The sequence below is a fragment of the Methylobacter sp. genome, from assembly GCF_004322395.1.
Taxonomy (GTDB): domain Bacteria; phylum Pseudomonadota; class Gammaproteobacteria; order Methylococcales; family Methylomonadaceae; genus Methylobacter_A.
The window spans coordinates 1-19,628 of sequence record NZ_SCTW01000024.1; the positions used below are offsets into that span (position 1 = coordinate 1).

General features: G+C 46.8%; 10 protein-coding genes. 6 read left to right on the plus strand and 4 right to left on the minus strand.

Going from position 1 to position 19,628, the window contains the following annotated elements; translation table 11 throughout:
* Positions 1-424, plus strand: a 424-nt coding sequence (locus EPO18_RS03390; RefSeq protein ID WP_292430520.1) for an Ig-like domain-containing domain, incomplete at its 5' end; no start/stop codon positions are given.
* Positions 425-457: 33 nt separating this feature from the next.
* A complete protein-coding gene (locus tag EPO18_RS03395; RefSeq protein ID WP_292430523.1) occupies positions 458-886 on the plus strand; it encodes a hypothetical protein in 429 nt (142 codons plus the stop codon).
* 129 nt (positions 887-1,015) lie between these two features.
* Here the strand turns inward: EPO18_RS03395 and EPO18_RS03400 are convergent, their stop codons facing one another.
* The 4 genes from EPO18_RS03400 to EPO18_RS03415 all read right to left on the minus strand — a co-directional run bounded on the left by EPO18_RS03400 (position 1,016) and on the right by EPO18_RS03415 (position 10,066).
* Complete coding sequence (locus EPO18_RS03400; RefSeq protein ID WP_292430526.1) at positions 1,016-5,563, minus strand: PAS domain S-box protein; 4,548 nt, start codon at positions 5,561-5,563, stop codon at positions 1,016-1,018.
* A 498-nt stretch (positions 5,564-6,061) separates the two neighbouring features.
* A complete protein-coding gene (locus EPO18_RS03405) occupies positions 6,062-7,444 on the minus strand; it encodes a 3'-5' exonuclease family protein (RefSeq protein WP_292430547.1) in 1,383 nt (460 codons plus the stop codon).
* A gap of 196 nt (positions 7,445-7,640) precedes the next feature.
* On the minus strand, positions 7,641-8,402 hold the full coding sequence (locus tag EPO18_RS03410) for a general secretion pathway protein GspB (protein WP_292430529.1): 762 nt from the start codon (positions 8,400-8,402) through the stop codon (positions 7,641-7,643).
* 2 nt (positions 8,403-8,404) lie between these two features.
* On the minus strand, positions 8,405-10,066 hold the full coding sequence (locus tag EPO18_RS03415) for an ExeA family protein (protein ID WP_292430532.1): 1,662 nt from the start codon (positions 10,064-10,066) through the stop codon (positions 8,405-8,407).
* Between the two features lie 570 nt (positions 10,067-10,636).
* Here EPO18_RS03415 and EPO18_RS03420 point away from each other — a divergent pair.
* The 4 genes from EPO18_RS03420 to EPO18_RS03435 all read left to right on the plus strand — a co-directional run.
* On the plus strand, positions 10,637-12,541 hold the full coding sequence (locus EPO18_RS03420) for a transketolase C-terminal domain-containing protein (RefSeq protein ID WP_292430534.1): 1,905 nt from the start codon (positions 10,637-10,639) through the stop codon (positions 12,539-12,541).
* Positions 12,542-13,109: 568 nt separating this feature from the next.
* Entirely contained in the window at positions 13,110-13,853 is a 744-nt protein-coding gene (locus EPO18_RS03425) for an efflux RND transporter periplasmic adaptor subunit (RefSeq protein ID WP_292430537.1), read from the plus strand.
* 110 nt (positions 13,854-13,963) lie between these two features.
* Positions 13,964-17,479, plus strand: a complete 3,516-nt coding sequence (locus tag EPO18_RS03430; protein WP_292430542.1) for an LEPR-XLL domain-containing protein — start codon at positions 13,964-13,966, stop codon at positions 17,477-17,479.
* Positions 17,480-17,525: 46 nt separating this feature from the next.
* Positions 17,526-19,628 (plus strand): hypothetical protein (locus tag EPO18_RS03435; protein WP_292430545.1); only part of this gene is annotated, 2,103 nt, incomplete at its 3' end.

The window sequence follows — 19,628 nt, forward strand, 5'->3', positions numbered from 1 at the left end:
CACCCTGCATGTGGAAGGCATAGAAGACCTGAGCGGCAACGTGTTGGCCAGTGCGGCGGATAGATCGTTCAGCACCGGGACCGGCGCCGACTTAGTCCCCACCGGCGTCGTGCAATACAGTCCGGCCAATGCGACCAACAATGTCGGCCTGAACACGAAAGTCGTGGTGTCGTTCAACGAGCGGCTCAATCCGTTAACGGTCAACAGCGACAGCGTAGCGCTGTACGATACGACTAACGGCCAGCGGTTGGCGGGAAGCACAGCGCTCAGCGCCGACGGCAAAACCGTGACCCTGACCCCCACCGCGGCCCTGGCGGTCAACCGGCAGTACTATGTGTATGTGTCCTACTGGGCCTATCTGTATGACCAGGCCGGTAACCGGATGAATTACACCTACTGGACTTTTACTACCGGTGCTAGTTAATATTTAATCTAAAGCTAACAAAGGGTTCTGGCTATGTTTTTAGTTGAGGTTGATGCAATGTTAAAAATGAGACTTATCGTAGCCTGCTTTTTTATAAATTTGGCTCTTTGCGGATGTTCTTCTGAAAACTCCTCATCTGATGAAAAAAAGGTTAATGAGGGTAACAAAATAGAAAAACCAATAATCCGATCGTCAAACCAGCCACCTGGGGTTTCAACACCAAATCTTGATAATGGTGAGCAACACGCTCCTGCACTTCCGACTCGAAGCGAGCTTAGAGTTTTATCTGATCAAGCCAAATCGACTGAAAATGAGGTTAAAGATGTAATTGAGCAATTTGATGCAAATCTTAGTAATCGTGAAGCTCGGACGGAAGCTGAAGCCAAGTTTAAGAAAGTTTTGCCTGAGTACAAAAAACAAATGTTGCAACTTGGTAAAGCCAAACTCAAAGAGGCAGACTAAGAACTTATATCAATCCCAATGAGTTTTTAAATAAGCCCACTTTCTGTTGCAGAGATTCCGGATAGCGTCTGGTTTTGGTTGGCGAATTGGGACAATGGGGTCCACTTTACGATTCATATACTTTAAACTTTATAACTCATTCCGTTGTTGATTGTGCAATAACCCAGCAAACTCTTCCGCGGGTAGCGGTTTACTTTTGATAAAGCCCTGATAGCTATCGCACCCTTTTTCCCGCAGGAAATCCAACTGTTCCTGTGTTTCCACACCTTCGGCCATAATCTTTAAACCTAAAATGTGCCCCATGGAGACAATGGTAGAGGCAATTTCCATATCATCTTGATGAAAAGGAATATCGTTAATAAAGCTCTGATCAATCTTCAGTACATCCAACGGAAAATGCTTAAGATAAGCCAAGGATGAATAACCCGTACCAAAATCATCAATAGCAAGATGAACGCCTTGAGAGCGGAGATTATTAAGAATGTTGAGAATGGCTATTGTTTTGTTCTGATTTTCCATCAATCCGCTTTCAGTTATTTCCAGTTCCAGTTGGTTGGCTGGAAAACCGGTATCGCTGAGCACCTTAGCCACCAACGCACAAATATTGCTACGACGGAATTGGTAAGGAGAAATATTGACCGCTAAAGTTAATGGCGGTAACCCCATATCCAGCCATTGTCGACCTTGCCGACAGGCCTCATGCAACACCCAGCCGCCGATTTCCACAATCAAACCGGTTTCTTCGGCAATAGAGATAAAACTTAATGGTTGAAGCAGCCCCTCTATAGGATTTTGCCAGCGCACCAATGCTTCAGCGCCGACTATGAGTCCGCTGGCAATATCCACCTGCGGCTGATAATAAACAAGTAGCTCCTGCTGCTCAACCGCACGGCGCAAACGCGCTTCCAATAATATGCGCTCTTGGGAAATAAGCGTCAGGTGTTTGGAAAAATAGGCAAAGCAATTGCGCCCAGCATCTTTGGCTTGATATAGCGCCGCATCGGCATGATCCATGAGTGTTTCAGGAGTGTCACCGTGTTGAGGATACAGGCTAATGCCAATGCTGGCGCCAATCTGAACGTTGTCACTTTGGGTCAGGCAAAAGGGTTTAGCTAGAGCGGCGATAATTTCTTCCGCTACCCGTGACGCATCTTCCGGTTGTACAATATCTTCCAGTAACACAATAAACTCATCGCCGCCCAAACGAGCTACCATGTCAACTTCACGCAATCTTGCCGTGATGCGCACTGCGACTTGTTGCAATAATTCGTCGCCTGCCAGATGACCCAAGCTGTCGTTAACCGTTTTAAAACGATCCAGGTCAAGCATCAGTAGCGCCACTTGTTTGCCGTCACGTTTTTCCACATTAATGCTGTGTTTCAGCCGCTCTTGTAACAGCCGGCGATTGGGTAGCTCTGTGAGTGGATCGTAAAAGGCCAGCTGTTGGATTTTCTGCTCAGCGGTTTTACGCTCGGTGATGTCAGTATGCATACCAACGTAATGAGTGACTACGCCCTTGCTGTCTTTTATTCCGGTAATAGACAACCACTTTGGATAAATTTCACCATTCTTGCGCCGATCCCAGATTTCTCCTTGCCAAGCACCGGCATTTAGAAGACTCTCCCACATCGAAGCATAAAAGGCTTTATCATGACGTCCGGATTTGAGTAAGCTTATTTTCTGTCCCACGACCTCCTCTTTGGTATAGCCGGTAGAGTCGATAAAAGCCTTATTGACTTTTAAAATGATGCTTGCCGTATCAGTAATAACTATTGCTTCCTGAGATTCGAACGCTACGGCGGCGATACGCAAATCCAGCTCTTTTTGTTTTTGCTCAGTGATGTCCTGAAATGTTCCAAGTACTCGAATTGCTTCGCCGCTTTCATTAAACTCAACTTCTCCAGTTGAATGATAAAAATGCTCTTCTCCATTCTTAAGAATACTCCTGAAATCCACGCTGTAGAGCTCACTTTTGTCCAGGGCTTTTTCAACAGCGTTAATTATGCTTTTTCTATCCTCCGGGTGTACCAGAGTTAAAAATAATGCAAGGGAAGGCTGAACAGAGCTAGGTTCAAAACCAAAAATCCGAAAAGTTTCATCGTTCCAAATGAGATCGCCGGTAATAGGATTCCAATCCCAAACCCCAACTTTACCAATGGACGTAGCCAAATCATATCGCTGTTTAGCCCTCTTCAGTTCATTAGCCTGTACCTTACTCTCGGTAATGTCCTGCATACTGCCTACCATACGTAGCGGTCTTTGCATGTTATCGTATTGCAAGCCGCCGCTGCCACGGATAAAGCGAACGCTGCCGTTCGACAACAAAATACGAAAATCCAATTCACGCGGCTGCTTTTCAGCCATACATTTCCAGAGCCACACTTCCATCACAGCGCGATCATCAGGATGAATCAAATTAAGAAACGCTTCAAAGGAGTGCTCAAATGTTTCCGGAGTGACGTTAAAAATGCGATATATTTCATCTGACCAGCTAACACAATTGGTCGCCAGTTCTACAGACCAACTGCCGATATGAGCAATACGCTGTGATTCCGACAACATTTGCTCTTTGTTTTGTAATAACTGCTGCGTATATTTACGCTCGGTAATGTTTTCATGACTGATGACAACTCCCTGTTTGACGCCTTGCAAAGGCAGTACTGTCATATAAAACCAGCGTTGTTCATTGGGTGAATGGCAGGAATACTCGGTATGGAACTCTGGCTGTTCACCCGCCATTACCGCCGTAATGCCGCGTTGAATTTTTTCTACCTCTTCACTCTCATTCCGATCAATACCTTTTGTAAAGGCATGAAAATAATTGCTGCCAAGCATATTTTGGCTGGCATCCGGCAAGCTATTTTGTTCGTTAAATTGTTGCCATGCACGATTAATCGCAACAATAACACCTCGATCGTCTAATACAGCAATGTGCGCGGACAGCGAATTAAGAATATTCAGCGTAAAGGCCTTACTGGCTTTTAACGCCTCTTCCATGTGCTTGCGTTCAGTAATATCGCGCGACAACATAACAAAACGCGGAAGTTGTTCATTATCATCAGTAGCTTTAACCGCCACCGACAACTCAAACCACAAATCACCTTGCGGCAAAGCCAGCTTAAATTGTTTGCCTATTGATTTGCCTTGTTGCTGCGTTTCTTGTAATGCCGACAAAATAATGGCTGCTGCATCGGCAGGCAAAATATCAGTAATTGTTTTACCTAAAAACTGCTCAGGCGGGGTGGCAAGTGACTCTATGCGCGATGCATGATAGTCGTAGAAACGTCCCTCACTATCTACATCGAACAACAGATCGGGAATAGCATTCAGCGTCGCTTGCAATTGATTTTTTGTGCTTAAAACTTCGTTCTCTATTTGTTTGCGTTCGGTAATATCGATTGCCGAACCGATATAGCCGGTAAACACGCCATTTTCATCATGAAGCGGAATACCTTTATCTAAAATCCAGCACCAGTTACCCTTCGCATTGCGTAAACGGTACTCTGTGTCAATGGCTTTGTGAGCGCCGGTATTTTGATAATACGCCACAAAGACAGTTTCCCTGTCCGCTGGATGAATAGTATTAATCCAATCCTTATGGGTCATAACCTGTACCGATTCAACACCGGTAAAATCAAGCCAGGATTGATTGGCAAAGATAGGCTCGCCTTTGACATCGGTAATCCAAATCATAACCGATGAACTATCGGCCATCCTTCGAAAACGCTGCTCACTTTCCCGTAGATCGATCTCGGCCTGTTTTCGTTCTGTGATGTCGCGCATAGCGCAGGCGATAAACATACCTTGCTCTGATTGAATGGGGCTTAATCTAATTTCCACATCCACTTCATTGCCGTCTTTTCGCAATGCCTTTACCGCACAGCCTAACGCCATTGGACGAGCGGCTGCCAAAGCGGCAAATTGTGTTCTCAATGCCGGATGTGCCGCACGAAAACGCTCTGGCATCAGGGCCTCAATCGAGAGTGCAAGTAGTTCGTTAATCGAATAACCTAGTAAGTGCACAGCTTGTCGGTTGGCTTGGGTAATAAAGCCTTGTTCATTGCTAATTAACATGGCATCAGGAGTAGCGTTGAAAACAGCGCGCAGTTTTGTTTCGCTATCTTTTAATAACTGTTCGGACTGTTTGCGTTTGGTGATGTCGGTAAGCGTGATAACCAGCATCGGATCTTGGCTGTCTGACGTTATGTATCGGTAATCCAGCTGAACATAAAACTCGGTGTTGTCACTGCGTTTCAGCATCAGCTCGGTGTTTTGCCGATCATTGCGTTTTATAATGTCAGCGAATAAAAGATACCAATAATCGCCGTCCTTGGGTGCAACCAAGCAGGCAAAACGGCAATTCAGTAACTCACTGCGATCCGCCCCAAACATGTTGGCGGCGGTTAAGTTGATTTTATCGATCAACCCCTCGTGCGTGAGGGTGAGGTAACCGACTGGGGCACAATCATAGAGATTTTCGTAGTAATTGTAGGGTTCCTCCAGAGCGGCAAGAGCATGCTGCAAATTTTCATTCTGCATTTCCAATTCGATCTGGTGTACTTGCAGTTCATGTAATAATTCTTCGACAGTACAATCCACTGATGCCGTTACAGGTATATCATTGAGCTGCGCTTCAGCTTCTGCTCGTAATGTATTCGGATTTAGTTTGTAATTCATAGGACTTCACTTACCTGTTTACCTACTTACTTGATACGGATTTGTTGATGCTAGCATTAAAAATTTTAATTTACACATAAAAGTTACCGATTTTTCAACGTCTGCAATTGGCCGAGGCCGTGCCAAAACCTAAAAACCTGCAATTTTGGTAGAAATATACTTCGCTCGGTTACAATTACGGATTTTTTAAAAATGATAAAAGACTAAATAATAAGGATTTCTTGCGTTTTCATTTCTGCATCCGCGATCATGAGTATTCTGAGTAATCGGTTATTAGCTAAATTACACTCAGTAGTAAAGGTAATCATTAAGAGATAGCCTGTTTTGACAAACAAATGCAGTAATTGCCGTTGGTGGAGATTTTGTTTGGGCACGGACTGGGCTGATACCAGCCGCTCACTTATATCCATTTCCGGTCGATCAACATCAACCACATGAACGCATCGCCTAACGCTAGGTCAACCAACAGAGAATACAGATACCGTCACAGTGTGAATATTACTTATCAATGTGTATTAACCGCACAGGTTTTTTCAAGGCTTTACTGAGAATCAGGTAAGTATCCCGATCGAATGCCGGCCGACTGGAGCCTAATAAGTCGTATACTTCTGCTTCATTTTTCGCGGTACCCAAGTAACACCAATGATCAATGACATGCAACTCGTCACCTTCCTGAATACCCATTGCACCTGAATAGGACCAAGTGGCGAGTTTAAGCTTGTTCATTGCCATTAGCAGCCGCGCCGCATGACTGGCTGGCTTTTCCTGGCCGATGCAAACCCCTTTACATTTTTTTAACTGCTGAGCAAAGCATGGGCGTCCTTTTGGGGTCTTTTCGATGCCGAGCACGCTCAAACACAACTGGTTTTGATCGGCGATGCTGCGGAGCGCTTTTTGAGCATCGCGTTGGCTGTGATAAAGGCCATAAAGATTATCCTGCACACCGAAATCAAGATCGTCAGCCCAGGTCAGTACCGGATGCAGGTGTTCGGCTTGCTGTTGCAGTTGCCATGCGCACAGCGCATTCTTGCGTCGCAATCGACGATTGTGTATCGGCTGAAGGGTCTTGATAAGTTTAGCCTCCATCAGCAGAGCGCCTAGTTCACCAGCGGTTTCTATCCAGTCGATACGGCGTAGTTGTTGCGATAAACTCATTTCCTTACTAAGGCTGTGATCGGCTGAAAAGTGCGATAACACCCGTTGCCTGATATTCGTGCTTTTACCGATATATAACGGCAAATCATTTTCGCCGTAAAACAGATAAACGCCAGGCGACTCGGGCAGATCGTCGACCAGTGTGCGGTCAATATTAGACGGCAGACTTGAGCGTCCGATAAGGCTTTTTACGGTATCGGCAATGATCACGGGATCATGGGTTAAATGGATCTGCTGCCAAAATTGATAAATCAGCTGAGCATCGGCCAGCGCTCTGTGCCGGCCGGTGACGGTCAAGCCGTGGCGTTGAATCAGGCTATCGAGATTGTGGTGTTTGTGCTCCGGAAACAGCGCTCTGGACAATTTAACCGTACACAGCACTGTGGGCTGAAATGTTAGTCCCGAGCGCTTGAATTCGTTTTTCAGGAAGCCGTAATCGAAACGGGCATTGTGGGCAATAAACAAATAGCCTTGTAACAGCGCAGCCAGTTCTTCCGCAACGGCTTCAAAATGCGGCGCCTCGGCTACCATGGCATTGGTTATGCCGGTTAATTGTTCGATGAACGCGGGAATACGAGTTTGCGGCTGAATTAACTGACTCCACTGCCGCACACCGTTTTCATCCACCAATACGATGCCAATCTCAGTAATGCGATCCACCGTCGCATTGGTACCGGTGGTTTCCAGGTCAACAAAAGCCAGACGAGGTTGCGTAGAGGTTAAAATACAGCCACCACTACATTAAGTTTCTTACTATAAATCATACTACTACATTTTCATGCCATCATTGAAAGAACGATGACTGTTGTTTTACAAACTGCTTGAATAATCGTGTTCAAATTTATTGCTGATTTGGTCCTACATGTGATTTTGCGGCATGATGATGCTCCGCTTGTTTAAGAGGTTTGTTAGCCGCTTAAGTTTATGGCCGCTTAATTTGAAATTCCTGATTTTGATAAACAACGACCAGACTGTTAGGGCGAATTTCTTTCAGTAGCATTGCGTTTTTTATTTGTTGTCCCATCTTATATTTAATCATATCAATCATCACAAAGCGTTCGTCAGGGGATTGCGAGTAGACAAATACATTAATGGTAATTTTGGGTGCTCTCTGGCGAAATTCAAAAGGCAGATCGTTTAAAAACGGAATGTCTTTCGTTACCGGTATTGTTTCGGACGCATCCGATTGAGCTTTGGCAGCAGCTATTGCCGGAGCAGCTTGTATCGGTAGCTTGGAATCCTTGGTAATAGCAGATTGCTTAATGACATCAGTTGCTGGTTTTTTTGTGATAATCTGATTAACCGGTAACGGAGCGGGTTCCGGCTTTTCCCCATCAATCAATTCTGCAATAGAGGCTGTTTCGGACTCAGCTTCTTGTGCCGGTTTTTCCGGTTGAATAGATTTGGCAATCGTTTTGGGCTCAGGCTTTGCGTCTTGTGCCGGTAGGTGTGGCGAAACAGTTGGCGTTGTTGTGCCGGGTGTCGACATCAAGTTATTTCGTATAAACCAAACAAAGCAGACAATAATCAACACATTAGCGAGAATAAGAAAAACTAAAAGTTTCGGTGTCTTGCTGCCGTTTTGTGGGGGCTGGGCAATAAGGATCTTGTTAGTTACAGTCTCAGACTGAAGAGCCTGTCTTTCCTGTTCTGATTTACGTAAGGCATTTAGAATAAAAGACATGATTAATCGGTTATTTCTAAGCGAGGAAAATCAAGGGTAAGCGCTATTTTTTTAAGATAAGGCATGGTCTTGTCTCCGACCTTACCGTCTTCCGGTAAGTGATGCTGATGCTGAAAATTAATGACGCGAGCGGCTAATTTATCATCATAAAAACGTGGCTGTTCTACGGCTTCAGTTTTCTTATCAATATTATTTAACAGATACCGTAACCATAACACACTGTCCGATGTCTGATGGGGGCGTATCGCTTTGACATTAGGAACCGGCGGCGGCTCCACTATTAAATAATAACCGTTCCAATATTTCAACACATCCGCTACAGGAAAGCTCATATGATCTTTAAAATGAATCACAGATTGGTTTTGTCCGAATCCGGTAAGCAAGGCATAGAATTTTTCTTTACCTGTTAATGAGAACTCCAGAATAACCGGATGATTAACTGCCAACATGTCTTTCCAGTTGGCTTTGCCAAATCCACAGCGCAGTCCTGTTGCTTCTACATAATGGCAATCAACCTGAGTGCTATTAGGAACAGGTTTGTCCCAGAGTTTCAGCGCACTGATTAATGCCGCATTTAGTGAATAATCGGAATTATTGATCCAATCATGGAACACTTCTGTTTTAGCGATAGGGGCAGTATCGATTTTTTCAATAGGAAGCGGTTCTTTTTGAACAGGTTGCTTAGGCTGACTAATGATTTCAGGCTTTGTCTGGATGACAGGGCTGACTGTTACCGAATTAATTGTGGCTTGATCACTGGCTTTGGGCCAATATGTTTGAAAATAAATACCAGTGACAATACAACCCAAAAATAGCAAGCCTAAGAATGCAGTCTGGTAAGGAGACTTTTGATCTGTAAAAGCCAGCACTTCCTTGGAAGCAGCGCTAACGATTGCCGGTGTAATCACATGAGTGTTGGTTGAGTAGGCTCCAAGCAAAGCGCGATCACAGAGGATGTTAATCAATCTGGGGATGCCGGAAGACAGTTTGTAGATTTTGCGTATTGCGCTTTCTTTAAAAATGTCCGGACGACCGTTACAAACAATCAGCCGATGGTGGATGTAAGCTCGAGTTTCATTGAGCGATAACGGCAATAAATGGTAGCGGGCGGTAATACGCTGATTCAACTGGCGCAAATCCTGCCGTTTTAGTGATTCTTTCAGTTCAGGCTGACCGACCAGGATAATTTGTAATAGTTTAGTTTTGTTGGTTTCCAGGTTAGTCAACAGCCGAATTTGTTCCAGTACTTCCAGGCTTAAATTCTGCGCTTCGTCGATCAGCAAAACCGTACGTCTGCCGTTAGCATGGCCGGCGAGCAGATGCTGGTTTAAAAGGTCAATCAGGTTTTTTAACGATTGCTGACTTTTGTCATAGCTAATGCCCAGTTCATCGCAGATCGTAGCCAATAACTCGATCGCATTAAGCTTTGGATTCAATATCAAAGCAATATCTATATTGGTGGGTATTTGTTGCAAAAGGCAGTGGCAAAGCGTTGTCTTGCCGGTACCGACTTCGCCGGTTAAAGCAACAAAGCCGCCTCCAAAATTAATGCCGTAAAGAAGGTGAGCCAAACCCTCCTGATGACGCGGGCTCATATAAATGAAGTGCGGATCGGTCGCTATCGAAAACGGCAGTTCGCTAAAATGAAAGTATTGGTTATACAAAATTATGAGGTTTTCCAGTAAAGAACGTAACTACTTAGCAGCTAGAAAAATGGAACACGGATAGCACGGATTAGACTGATTATCACTGATAAAAAGTAACAAATGGGTCTAGCCATTGATTCGTTTAAATCCGTTCAATTCAGTGACATCCGGTTCCATTTTAAAAAACGAGTTGTCGAAATCATACACTGAGTCAAGAAAAGCAGATAGATCATACTTAAATTCTGCAAGTCTAATATGAGTAATAGATTATATGTTTGATATTAAAAGAAATAAATCCAAATTAACATATTTATTTTTTATAAGTCGTTAGTTTTTTTAAAAGCTGGATCATTTTGAAAAAATGAAATTCCATAGCGTATGATTCTGAGCGGCCATGACCTTAATTCAAACCGATGCAGACTCTTTAAATAGTTTACATACAGAGGCATTGCATCCAAAACTTTGCCAATCAAAATGTTGTATCGAAAGCTGCTATTTTACCTTATCATCGAACAAATTAAGTTCCACAAGCATCATGTAGTTTTTAAATCAGTCACTCATTTAATTTTAATTACAAGAGGGTAACTTATGAATACATTTCCGATCGATCTTGGCGCTTATCAACGCATCACTCTAAACGCAAATAATACGACACTGACTGATGAACAACGGACCAGTCTGAAGGCTAATACTCAACTATGCCGCGACGCGATTGTTTTTTTTACGGCTACCGGCGCTGCGAGAGGCGTCGGCGGACATACCGGCGGGCCTTACGATACTGTGCCGGAAGTGGTCATCATGGATGCGTTGTTCCGGGGCGATGCCGATAAATACGTACCTGTTTTTTTTGACGAAGCCGGACATCGTGCAGCCACGCAATACCTGATGTCCGCCCTTAACGGCGATTTCCCTGCAGAACATCTGATGGAATATCGCGCCGCGCATTCCCATCTACCGGGTCATCCTGAACTGGGTCTTACGCCGGGCGTGAAATTTAGCTCGGGACGCTTGGGGCACATGTGGCCCTATGTCAATGGCGTGGCTATCGCTAATCCAAATAAAGTGCTGTTTTGCCTGGGTTCCGATGGCTCGCAGCAGGAAGGTAATGATGCAGAAGCCGCCCGCTTGGCCGTTGCTCAAAACCTAAATGTTAAATTGATTATCGATGATAATGACGTAACCATCGCCGGTCATCCTTCCAAATATTTGCCCGGTTGTTCTATCGCTAAAACCTTAGCTGGCCACGGTTTAACCGTATTGGAAGGCGACGGCGAAGACATCGACGATCTTTATCGGCGTATTTGCACAGCCATTAACACCGATGGCCCCGTCGCTGTTATTAATCGTCGTCCCATGTGCCCTGGAATTGTCGGACTGGAAGGTTCAAACCACGGCCATGATGTAGCTCCGGTAAAAGTGGCAGTGGAGTATTTAGAGTCTCGTGGGCGGCAAGCTGCGGCTGATCACCTTAAAGCCATTAAAGCCCCAAAAAATGACGCAGTATTTCTGGGTTCCAGCGACAAGTGGGATGCTAACCGCAACGTTTTCGGCGATGCAGTCGTCGCGATTATGGGGCGGATGAGCGCAGCCGAACGCGTCGAAAAAATCCGGGTCATTGACAGCGATCTGGAAGGCTCCTGCGGCCTGTCGAAAATTCGCAACGCTCATCCTGAAGTGTTTATCTCTTCCGGCATTATGGAGCGAAGCAACTTCTCGGCGGCGGCCGGTTTCGGAATGGCAGCGGGCAAACAGGGCATTTTTGCTACTTTTAGCGCTTTCCTGGAGATGGTGATTTCTGAAATTACCATGGCGCGTTTGAACCATTCCAACGTGCTCAGCCATTTCTCGCATTCAGGGATTGACGACATGGCTGATAACACCTGCCATTTCGGCCTGAATAACATGTTTGCTGATAACGGCTTGAGTGACGGCTATGCGACCCACCTTTACTTTCCGGCTGACCCGCTGCAAATGAAAGCCTGTTTAGAAACCATCTTCTTTAACCCCGGCTTGCGGTTTGTCTTCTCGACTCGTTCTAAAGTACCGACTATTTTGAATACTGACGGGCAGGAGTACTTTGGCGGCGACTACAAATTTGTCTCGGGCAAAGATGAAGTTATTCGCGAAGGCACTCAAGGTTATATTGTCAGCTTTGGTGAAGCATTGTATCGGACCTTGGATGCCGTAGAACGGCTAAAGCAGGAAGGCGTTGATGTTGGTTTGATCAACAAACCAACCTTGAATGTCATTGATGAAGCGATGATAGCTAAAATCGGCAAGTCGCCGATGGTGTTGGTTGTCGAGGCGTATAACCGGAAGACCGGATTGGGTAGCCGCTTTGGCTCATGGCTGCTGGAGCGTGGTCTAACTCCAAAATATGCGCATCTTGGCACATACCGGGAAGGTTGCGGCGGTCTCTGGGAGCAATATCCGCATCAAGGTATCGATCCGGCAGGGATTATGGCTAAGGTTAAGGAGCTGCTAAAAGCTTAATCCGATTATCATTAAAGGGGCGCAGGAGCGCCCTTTTTTGGCCTATAGCGTCACAGCTTGCTATTACCTTCAACAAATCTTCTTATAGTTAATCATGTATTTCATGCGAAATTGGCCTGTGTTAAAACTGTGTGAAAACTTTGGAAATGCTTGGGCTAAAAAATTATATGGATAATTGTCTTTTCCACTTATCAATTTTTTATTCTCTATAAAGAAGATTTATCTGATATTCGTGCCAATATTGATGAATCATACTTTATCGAATTTCTTAAAAGTGTTAATTATTTGAACCAGTTCTCATGTTAGAGTTAGCCTTGTTCTACTATTTGCAGCATAGTTAAAGTTCTAGTATCTTTTAGCTCGGCATTTTATAAAATAAACGTAAGAAAAAGATTAGTTCCCGATTTTACAAAAAGGCTTTTGGGCCAAATTTTTGCTATTTGCTGTATTTCATCCAGGTTATCTATAGTTTTTGTCAATTATGTTACTGAGTATATTCATCCGATTTGGCTTCTTGCTAGCTGCTGCTTTTATCTATTCAAACTGTGTGGCAGCTGAGTTTGATTGCTTGATTGAGCCCACGCAAATGGTTGAGGTAGGTAGCTCGGTCACCGGGAGGATAGACCGCGTTTATGTTAAGCGTGGCGACTGGGTAAAAAAAATGCAAACCCTGGCAACGCTTGAATCGGATGCAGAACGTGCAGCTTCGGAGTTGGCTAAATTCAAATCCCAGCAAGTAGGCCCTACGCAAATGGCTGAGGGCAAAATGGAGTTTTCTAAAAAGAAACTTAATAGACGCCAGGAGATGGCGAGTCAAAAATTAATGGCTTTGCAAGATAGCGAAGATACGGAGGCGGAGTTTCGTTTGGCCGAGGCAGAACTTCAAGTCGCCAAAGAAAATCGCCAAATAGCCAAGTTGGAACTTCAGCAACAAAATAGCCTGCTTAATTTACGAACTATTAAAAGCCCCGTAGAAGGCGTTGTAGTGGATCAAGGAGCGTTTCAAGGAGAAGTTTTTGAGTTGGGTTCGAATAAAAAATTTATTTTCAAGGTTGCAGAAATGAACCCGCTTAGGGTTCACGTCATCTTGCCGAAGCATGTGTTCGGTGAGCTTAAACATGGAATGGAAGCAAATGTTACGCCGGAGATTCCTCAAGGCAGCATTTATTCAGCCAAAGTCGATATGGTTGATCGATTGATCGATGCGGCAAGCGGAACTTTTATCGTGTTTCTTGAGATGCCGAATCCAAAGCTTGAGATTCCCGCTGGAGTGAAATGCAAAGTCGTTTTTCCAGAGTTAGGTAAAAAATAATAACTAATTGTCCAAAATAGGACTGATTTCATAAGAGGTTGACAATGCGTAAATCTATTACAAAAGAAAATCATTCTGTCCAAAGCCCTAATTTTAAAAGGTCACTATTAATGTCGGCGCTTAAAAAGGCTTTTAGGACTCCTAATGGACAATCGAAACCATCCTCCGACTCACCTGCCAATAAAGCAAAAGAACCAACTGCTAATTCTGCTATTCGTTTTGAAGCCCTTGAACCCAGAGTGCTGCTATCAGGAGATTTAAATCCGGCGCAAACGGTATCGGGTTCCATTGATGTGCAAGGCGAAGTAGACCAATACGGGTTCACGCTTACCCAAAACACTCAAGTCGTATTTGATTCGATGACCGACAATGCCAATATTAATTGGAGTTTATCAGGGCCTAATGGGGCGGTAGTCGGTAACAGGAACTTTAATAATTCAGATTCGGTAGATGCGGCAGCTAGCCCATTGCTTAATTTAGCAGTAGGGGAATACACGCTTACAGTGGATGCTAATACTGACCAGACCGGCGCCTACAGTTTCCGCTTAATTGATGTGCTGAAAGCGCAAGACATTGTTCCTGGAACTGATGTGGCAGGCACCCTGGACTCGGCAAACCAAACCAATGTATACAAATTTAATGCAACAGCAGGTGAGCATTATTATTTTAATAGCCTGAGTTTAAGCGGCGGCAATACTTACTGGCGGTTAATTGATCCAAATGGGAATAACGTATTCGGCCCCTCTTATTTTACTAACGACGCCGACATTACTACGGCGGTCGATGGCTCTTATACCTTACTGGTCGAAGGGCGGATCAGCGCTACAGGCAGCAGTAATTACAGTTTTAATGTGCAGAAAGTCGTTGACGAGCAGTCCACGCTTAGCTTGGACAGCACAGTGAACGGCAGCATCGCCCATGCCGGACAGCGTGACTTTTACAGCTTCACGCTTAGCGAAGCCAAACAGCTGTATTTCGATGCGCTGAGCAACAGCAATGTTAATTGGACTTTGACTGGTCCCCGGGGCACGGTGGTCGCGGGCAGGAACTTTAGTGCTACGGATTCTAACAACCTTGTCGGTTCGCCCATTTATGACCTGGTCGCGGGCGACTACACGCTGATTATCGACGGCAACGGCGACATGGTCGGCAACTACAGTTTCCGTCTGTTGGATATCGCCCAAGCCACGGCCTTGACGCCGGGTGTGGATGTGAATGGCCAGCTCAGCCCGGCCAATGAAACCGACCTGTACCAATTTGCTGTCACGGCCGGAGAACGCTTTTATTTCGACTATAAAAGTTATTCAGGCAGCCAGCCCTATTGGCGATTGTTGGATCCCAATGGTCAAGTCGTGTTTGGACCAGTTAGTTTCGATAGCGATCAGGAACCACCGACCCTGATCCAAACGGGCGTATATACCTTGCTGATAGAAGGCTCTGCTATTGGGACAGCCAGCAACTACAGCTTCACTGTGCAGAAAGTTAGCGACGAGCAGTTCCCGCTCACGGTCGGCGATACCGTTAACGGCAGCATCGCCCATGCCGGACAGCGCGACTTCTACAGTTTTAGCCTGAGCAAAGCCAAGCAGCTTTACTTCGACGCATTGACGAACAATAGTAGCCTGAACTGGACGTTGGTAGGCCCTAGAGGCACGGTGGTTTCCGGCAGGAACTTCACCGGCAGCGATTCAAGTAATCTCGATGGCTCGGCCATTTATGACCTGGTCGCCGGCGACTACACGCTGATTATCGACGGCAACGCCGACATAGTCGGCAACTACAGTTTCCGTCTGTTGGATATCGCCCAAGCCATGGCCTTGACGCCAGGCACGCCGGTCATCGGGCAATTAACCCCAGCCAATGAAACCGACCTGTACCAATTCGCTGTCATGGCCGGAGATCAATATGTCTTTGACAGCCAAAGCCTGTCGAACACGGCTTATTGGCGGTTGCTGGACCCTTATGGCCAGCTGGTATTCGGCCCCGATTATATGGGCAGCGATAGAGGGTCGATCACCTTAATACAAACCGGCATTTATACTTTACTTACCGAAGGCTCTATAGGCACTACCGGCACGACCAATTACCAGTTCAACGTGGTTTACCAAGGTAATACCCCGATTGCGCCGTTGCCGACAGGAACGGCATTGACCTTGGGCACAACCGTAGCGGGTGTACTGCCGTCCGCACAAGCGGATTTCTACAGCTTTACCTTAAACAGTGACGCCAGCGTTTATTTTGATGCGCTGACCAATAACTACCTTTTGAACTGGACATTGGTAGGTCCTCGAGGCACCGTAGTGTCGGCAAGGGATTTTGTCAGCAGTGATTCGGACGGTCTTGGTGGTGCTGCGGCTATGCACTTGGTAGCGGGAACCTATTCGTTATGCATCAATGGTCCGGCAACGACTGGTTACAGTTTCCGCGTACTGGATATCAGTCAAGCCACGGTCTTGACGCCGGGGACGTCGGTCAGCGGCCAGCTCAGTCCGGCCAATGAAACCGACCTGTACCAATTCGTTGTCACGGCCGGCGAACGCTTTTATTTTGATGTTAAAAGTTTTTCAGGCAGTGAGTGGCCTTATTGGCGGCTGTTGGATCCCAATGGTCAAGTCGTGTTTGGACCAGTTCGTTTCAATAGCGACCAAGAACCACCGGCCCTGACTCAAACCGGTGCGTATACTTTACTTGTTGAAGGACGGATCAGCGCTACAGGGAGTAGTAATTACAGTTTTAATGTGCAGAAGATTACTGACGAGCAGTCCACGCTCAGCTTGAACAGCACCGTCAATGGCAGCATCGCCCATGCCGGGCAGCGCGACTTTTATAGCTTTAGCCTAAGCGCAGCCAGGCAACTGTATTTCGATGCACTGAGCAACAGCAGTCTAAACTGGACGTTGATAGGCCCTAGAGGCACGGTCGTAGCCGCGAAAGACTTCAGAAGTAGCGATTCAGGTAATCTCGATGGTTCGGCCATTTATGACCTGGTCGCCGGCGACTACACGCTGATTATCAACGGCAATGCCGACATAGTCGGCAACTACAGCTTCCGCTTATTAGATATCGCCCAAGCCACGGCCTTGACGCCGGGGACGTCGGTCAGCGGCCAGCTCAGCCCGGCCAATGAGACGGATTTGTACCGATTCAATGTCACGGCCGGCGAACGGTTTTATTTCGATGCTAAAAGCTTTTCAGGCCGTGAGTGGCCTTATTGGCGGCTGTTGGATCCCAATGGTCAAGTCGTGTGCGGTCCCGACTATTTTTACTATTATTCGTGGAACAACACTGATATGGGACCGCTGACGCTGACTCAAACCGGTGCGTATACCTTGCTGATAGAAGGCGATATTTATGATACGGGCGCAATCAGCAATTACAGCTTCACGGTGCAGAAAGTCACCGATGAGCAATACCCGCTCACGGTCGGCGATACCGTTACCGGCAGCATCGCCCATGCCGGGCAGCGCGACTTTTACAACTTCAGCCTGAGTGAAGTCAAGCAGCTGTATTTCGATGCCTTGAGTAATACCGCTACCAATTGGACATTGATTGGTCCCCGAGGGGAGGTAGTCTCAGCATTGGATTTCACCAAGAGCGACTCAAATTATCCTAATAGTTCAGCCTGATCTGGTTGCCGGCGACTACACGCTGATTATTGACGGCAATGCCGATATGGTGGGTAACTACAGATTCCGTTTATTGGATATCGCTCAAGCCACGCCATTGACACCGGGAACGGTTGTCAGCGGCCAACTCAGCCCGGCCAATGAGACCGACCTGTACCAATTCAATGCCACAGCCGGCGAACGATTTTATTTCAACTATATAAGTATTTCAGCCACCAACTATTGGCCTTATTGGCGGCTCTTGGATCCCAATGGGCAACTGGTGTTTGGCCCTGGAAGTTTTGGGTCGGATAAGGAACCACTGACCCTGACCCAAACCGGGGTCTATACCTTGCTGATCGAAGGGAATGTCTCTAATACTGGGACAGCTAACAACTACAGTTTCGCTGTGCAGAAAGTTACCGATGAGCAGTTCCCGCTCACGGTCGGCGTTACCGTTAACGGCAGCATCGCCCATGCCGGGCAGCGCGACTTTTACAACTTTAACCTGAGTGAAGCCAAGCAGCTGTATTTCGATGCCTTGACGGGCACCCATACCAACTGGACGTTGGTCGGCTCCCGAGGCACGGTTGTGTTCGAACGGCCCCTTGGCAGCACGGATTCGGGCAGATTCACCGGTGCTTCGGCCATTTATGATCTAGATGCCGGCGACTACACGCTGATTATCGATGGCTATTACGACTTGGTCGGCAACTACAGCTTCCGTTTATTGGATATCGCCCAAGCCACGCCATTGACGCCGGGCACGACGGTCAGCGGCCAGCTCAGCCCGGTCAATGAGACGGACCTGTACCAGTTCGCTGTCACGGCCGGTGAACGCTTTTATTTCGATTATCAAAGCTTTTCAGGGAACTGGAGCTATCGGCCTTATTGGCGGTTAGTGGATCCCTACGGGCAACTGGTGTTTGGCCCTGATACTCTCGAGATCGAAAAAGGACCGCTGACCTTGATGCAAACAGGGGCTTATACCTTGCTGATAGAGGGCCGGATCACTAATCCGGAGATAAGCACTAACTATAGCTTCGTGGTGCAGAAAATCACTGACGAACAGTACCCGCTGACGGTGGGCAATACCGTTAACGGCAGCATCGCCCATGCCGGACAGCGCGACTTTTACAACTTCAGCCTGAGTGAAGCCAAGCAGCTTTACTTCGACTCATTGACGAACAATAGTAGCTTCAACTGGACACTGATAGGTCCTCAAGGGACGGTAGTCTCAGCAATGGATTTCACCAAGAGCGACTCAAATTATCCTAATGGTTCAACCATTTATGACCTGGTCGCCGGCGACTACACGCTGACCATTGACGGCAATGCCGACATGGTCGGGGACTACCGCTTCCGTTTATTGGACATTGCCCAAGCGACAGTATTGACGCCGGGGACGACTGTCAGCGGTCAGCTGACTCCGGCCAATGAGACCGACCTGTACCAGTTCGCTGTCACCGCCGGCGAACGCTTTTATTTCGATTATAAAACTTATTCAGGAGGCTATTCTCCTTACTGGCGCTTGCTGGATCCCTATGGACAGCTGGTGTTTGGGCCTGCTGGTTTTGGGGCGGATAACGAACCGCTGCCCCTGAGCCAAACCGGGGCGTATACGTTGCTGATAGAAGGCCAGGTTGGTGATGCAGGGGCGACCAGCAGCTACAGCTTCAACGTGCAGAAAGTCACTGACGAGCAGTTGTCGCTCACTTTGGGCGATACCGTGAACGGCAGCATTGCCCATGCCGGGCAGCGCGACTTTTACAGCTTCAGCCTGAGTGAAGCCAAACAGCTGTATTTCGACTCATTGACTTACAACAACAGCGTCAATTGGACGCTGGTAGGTCCCCGAGGTACGGTTGTGTCGGGCCGGAACTTCGACAGTACGGATTCGGGCAGTTTTACTGGTGCTTCGGCCATTTATGATCTGGTCGCCGGCGACTACACGCTGATCATCGACGGCAATGCCGATATGGTGGGCAACTATAGTTTCCGTTTATTGGATATCGCTCAAGCCACGCCAGTGACACCGGGAACGGTTGTGAGCGGCCAACTCAGCCCGGCCAATGAGACCGACCTGTACCAGTTCGCTGTCACGGCCGGCGACCAATATCTCTTTGACAGCCAAAGCCTATCGAATGGTGCCTACTGGCGGTTACTGGAC

Excerpts from the sequence above, each read along its gene's own strand:
- EPO18_RS03395 (WP_292430523.1), top strand. The coding sequence starts at position 458 with ATGTTTTTAGTTGAGGTTGATGCAATGTTAAAAATGAGACTTATCGTA.
- EPO18_RS03400 (WP_292430526.1), bottom strand. The coding sequence starts at position 5,563 with ATGAATTACAAACTAAATCCGAATACATTACGAGCAGAAGCTGAAGCG.
- EPO18_RS03410 (WP_292430529.1), bottom strand. The coding sequence starts at position 8,402 with ATGTCTTTTATTCTAAATGCCTTACGTAAATCAGAACAGGAAAGACAG.
- EPO18_RS03420 (WP_292430534.1), top strand. The coding sequence starts at position 10,637 with ATGAATACATTTCCGATCGATCTTGGCGCTTATCAACGCATCACTCTA.
- EPO18_RS03430 (WP_292430542.1), top strand. The coding sequence starts at position 13,964 with ATGTCGGCGCTTAAAAAGGCTTTTAGGACTCCTAATGGACAATCGAAA.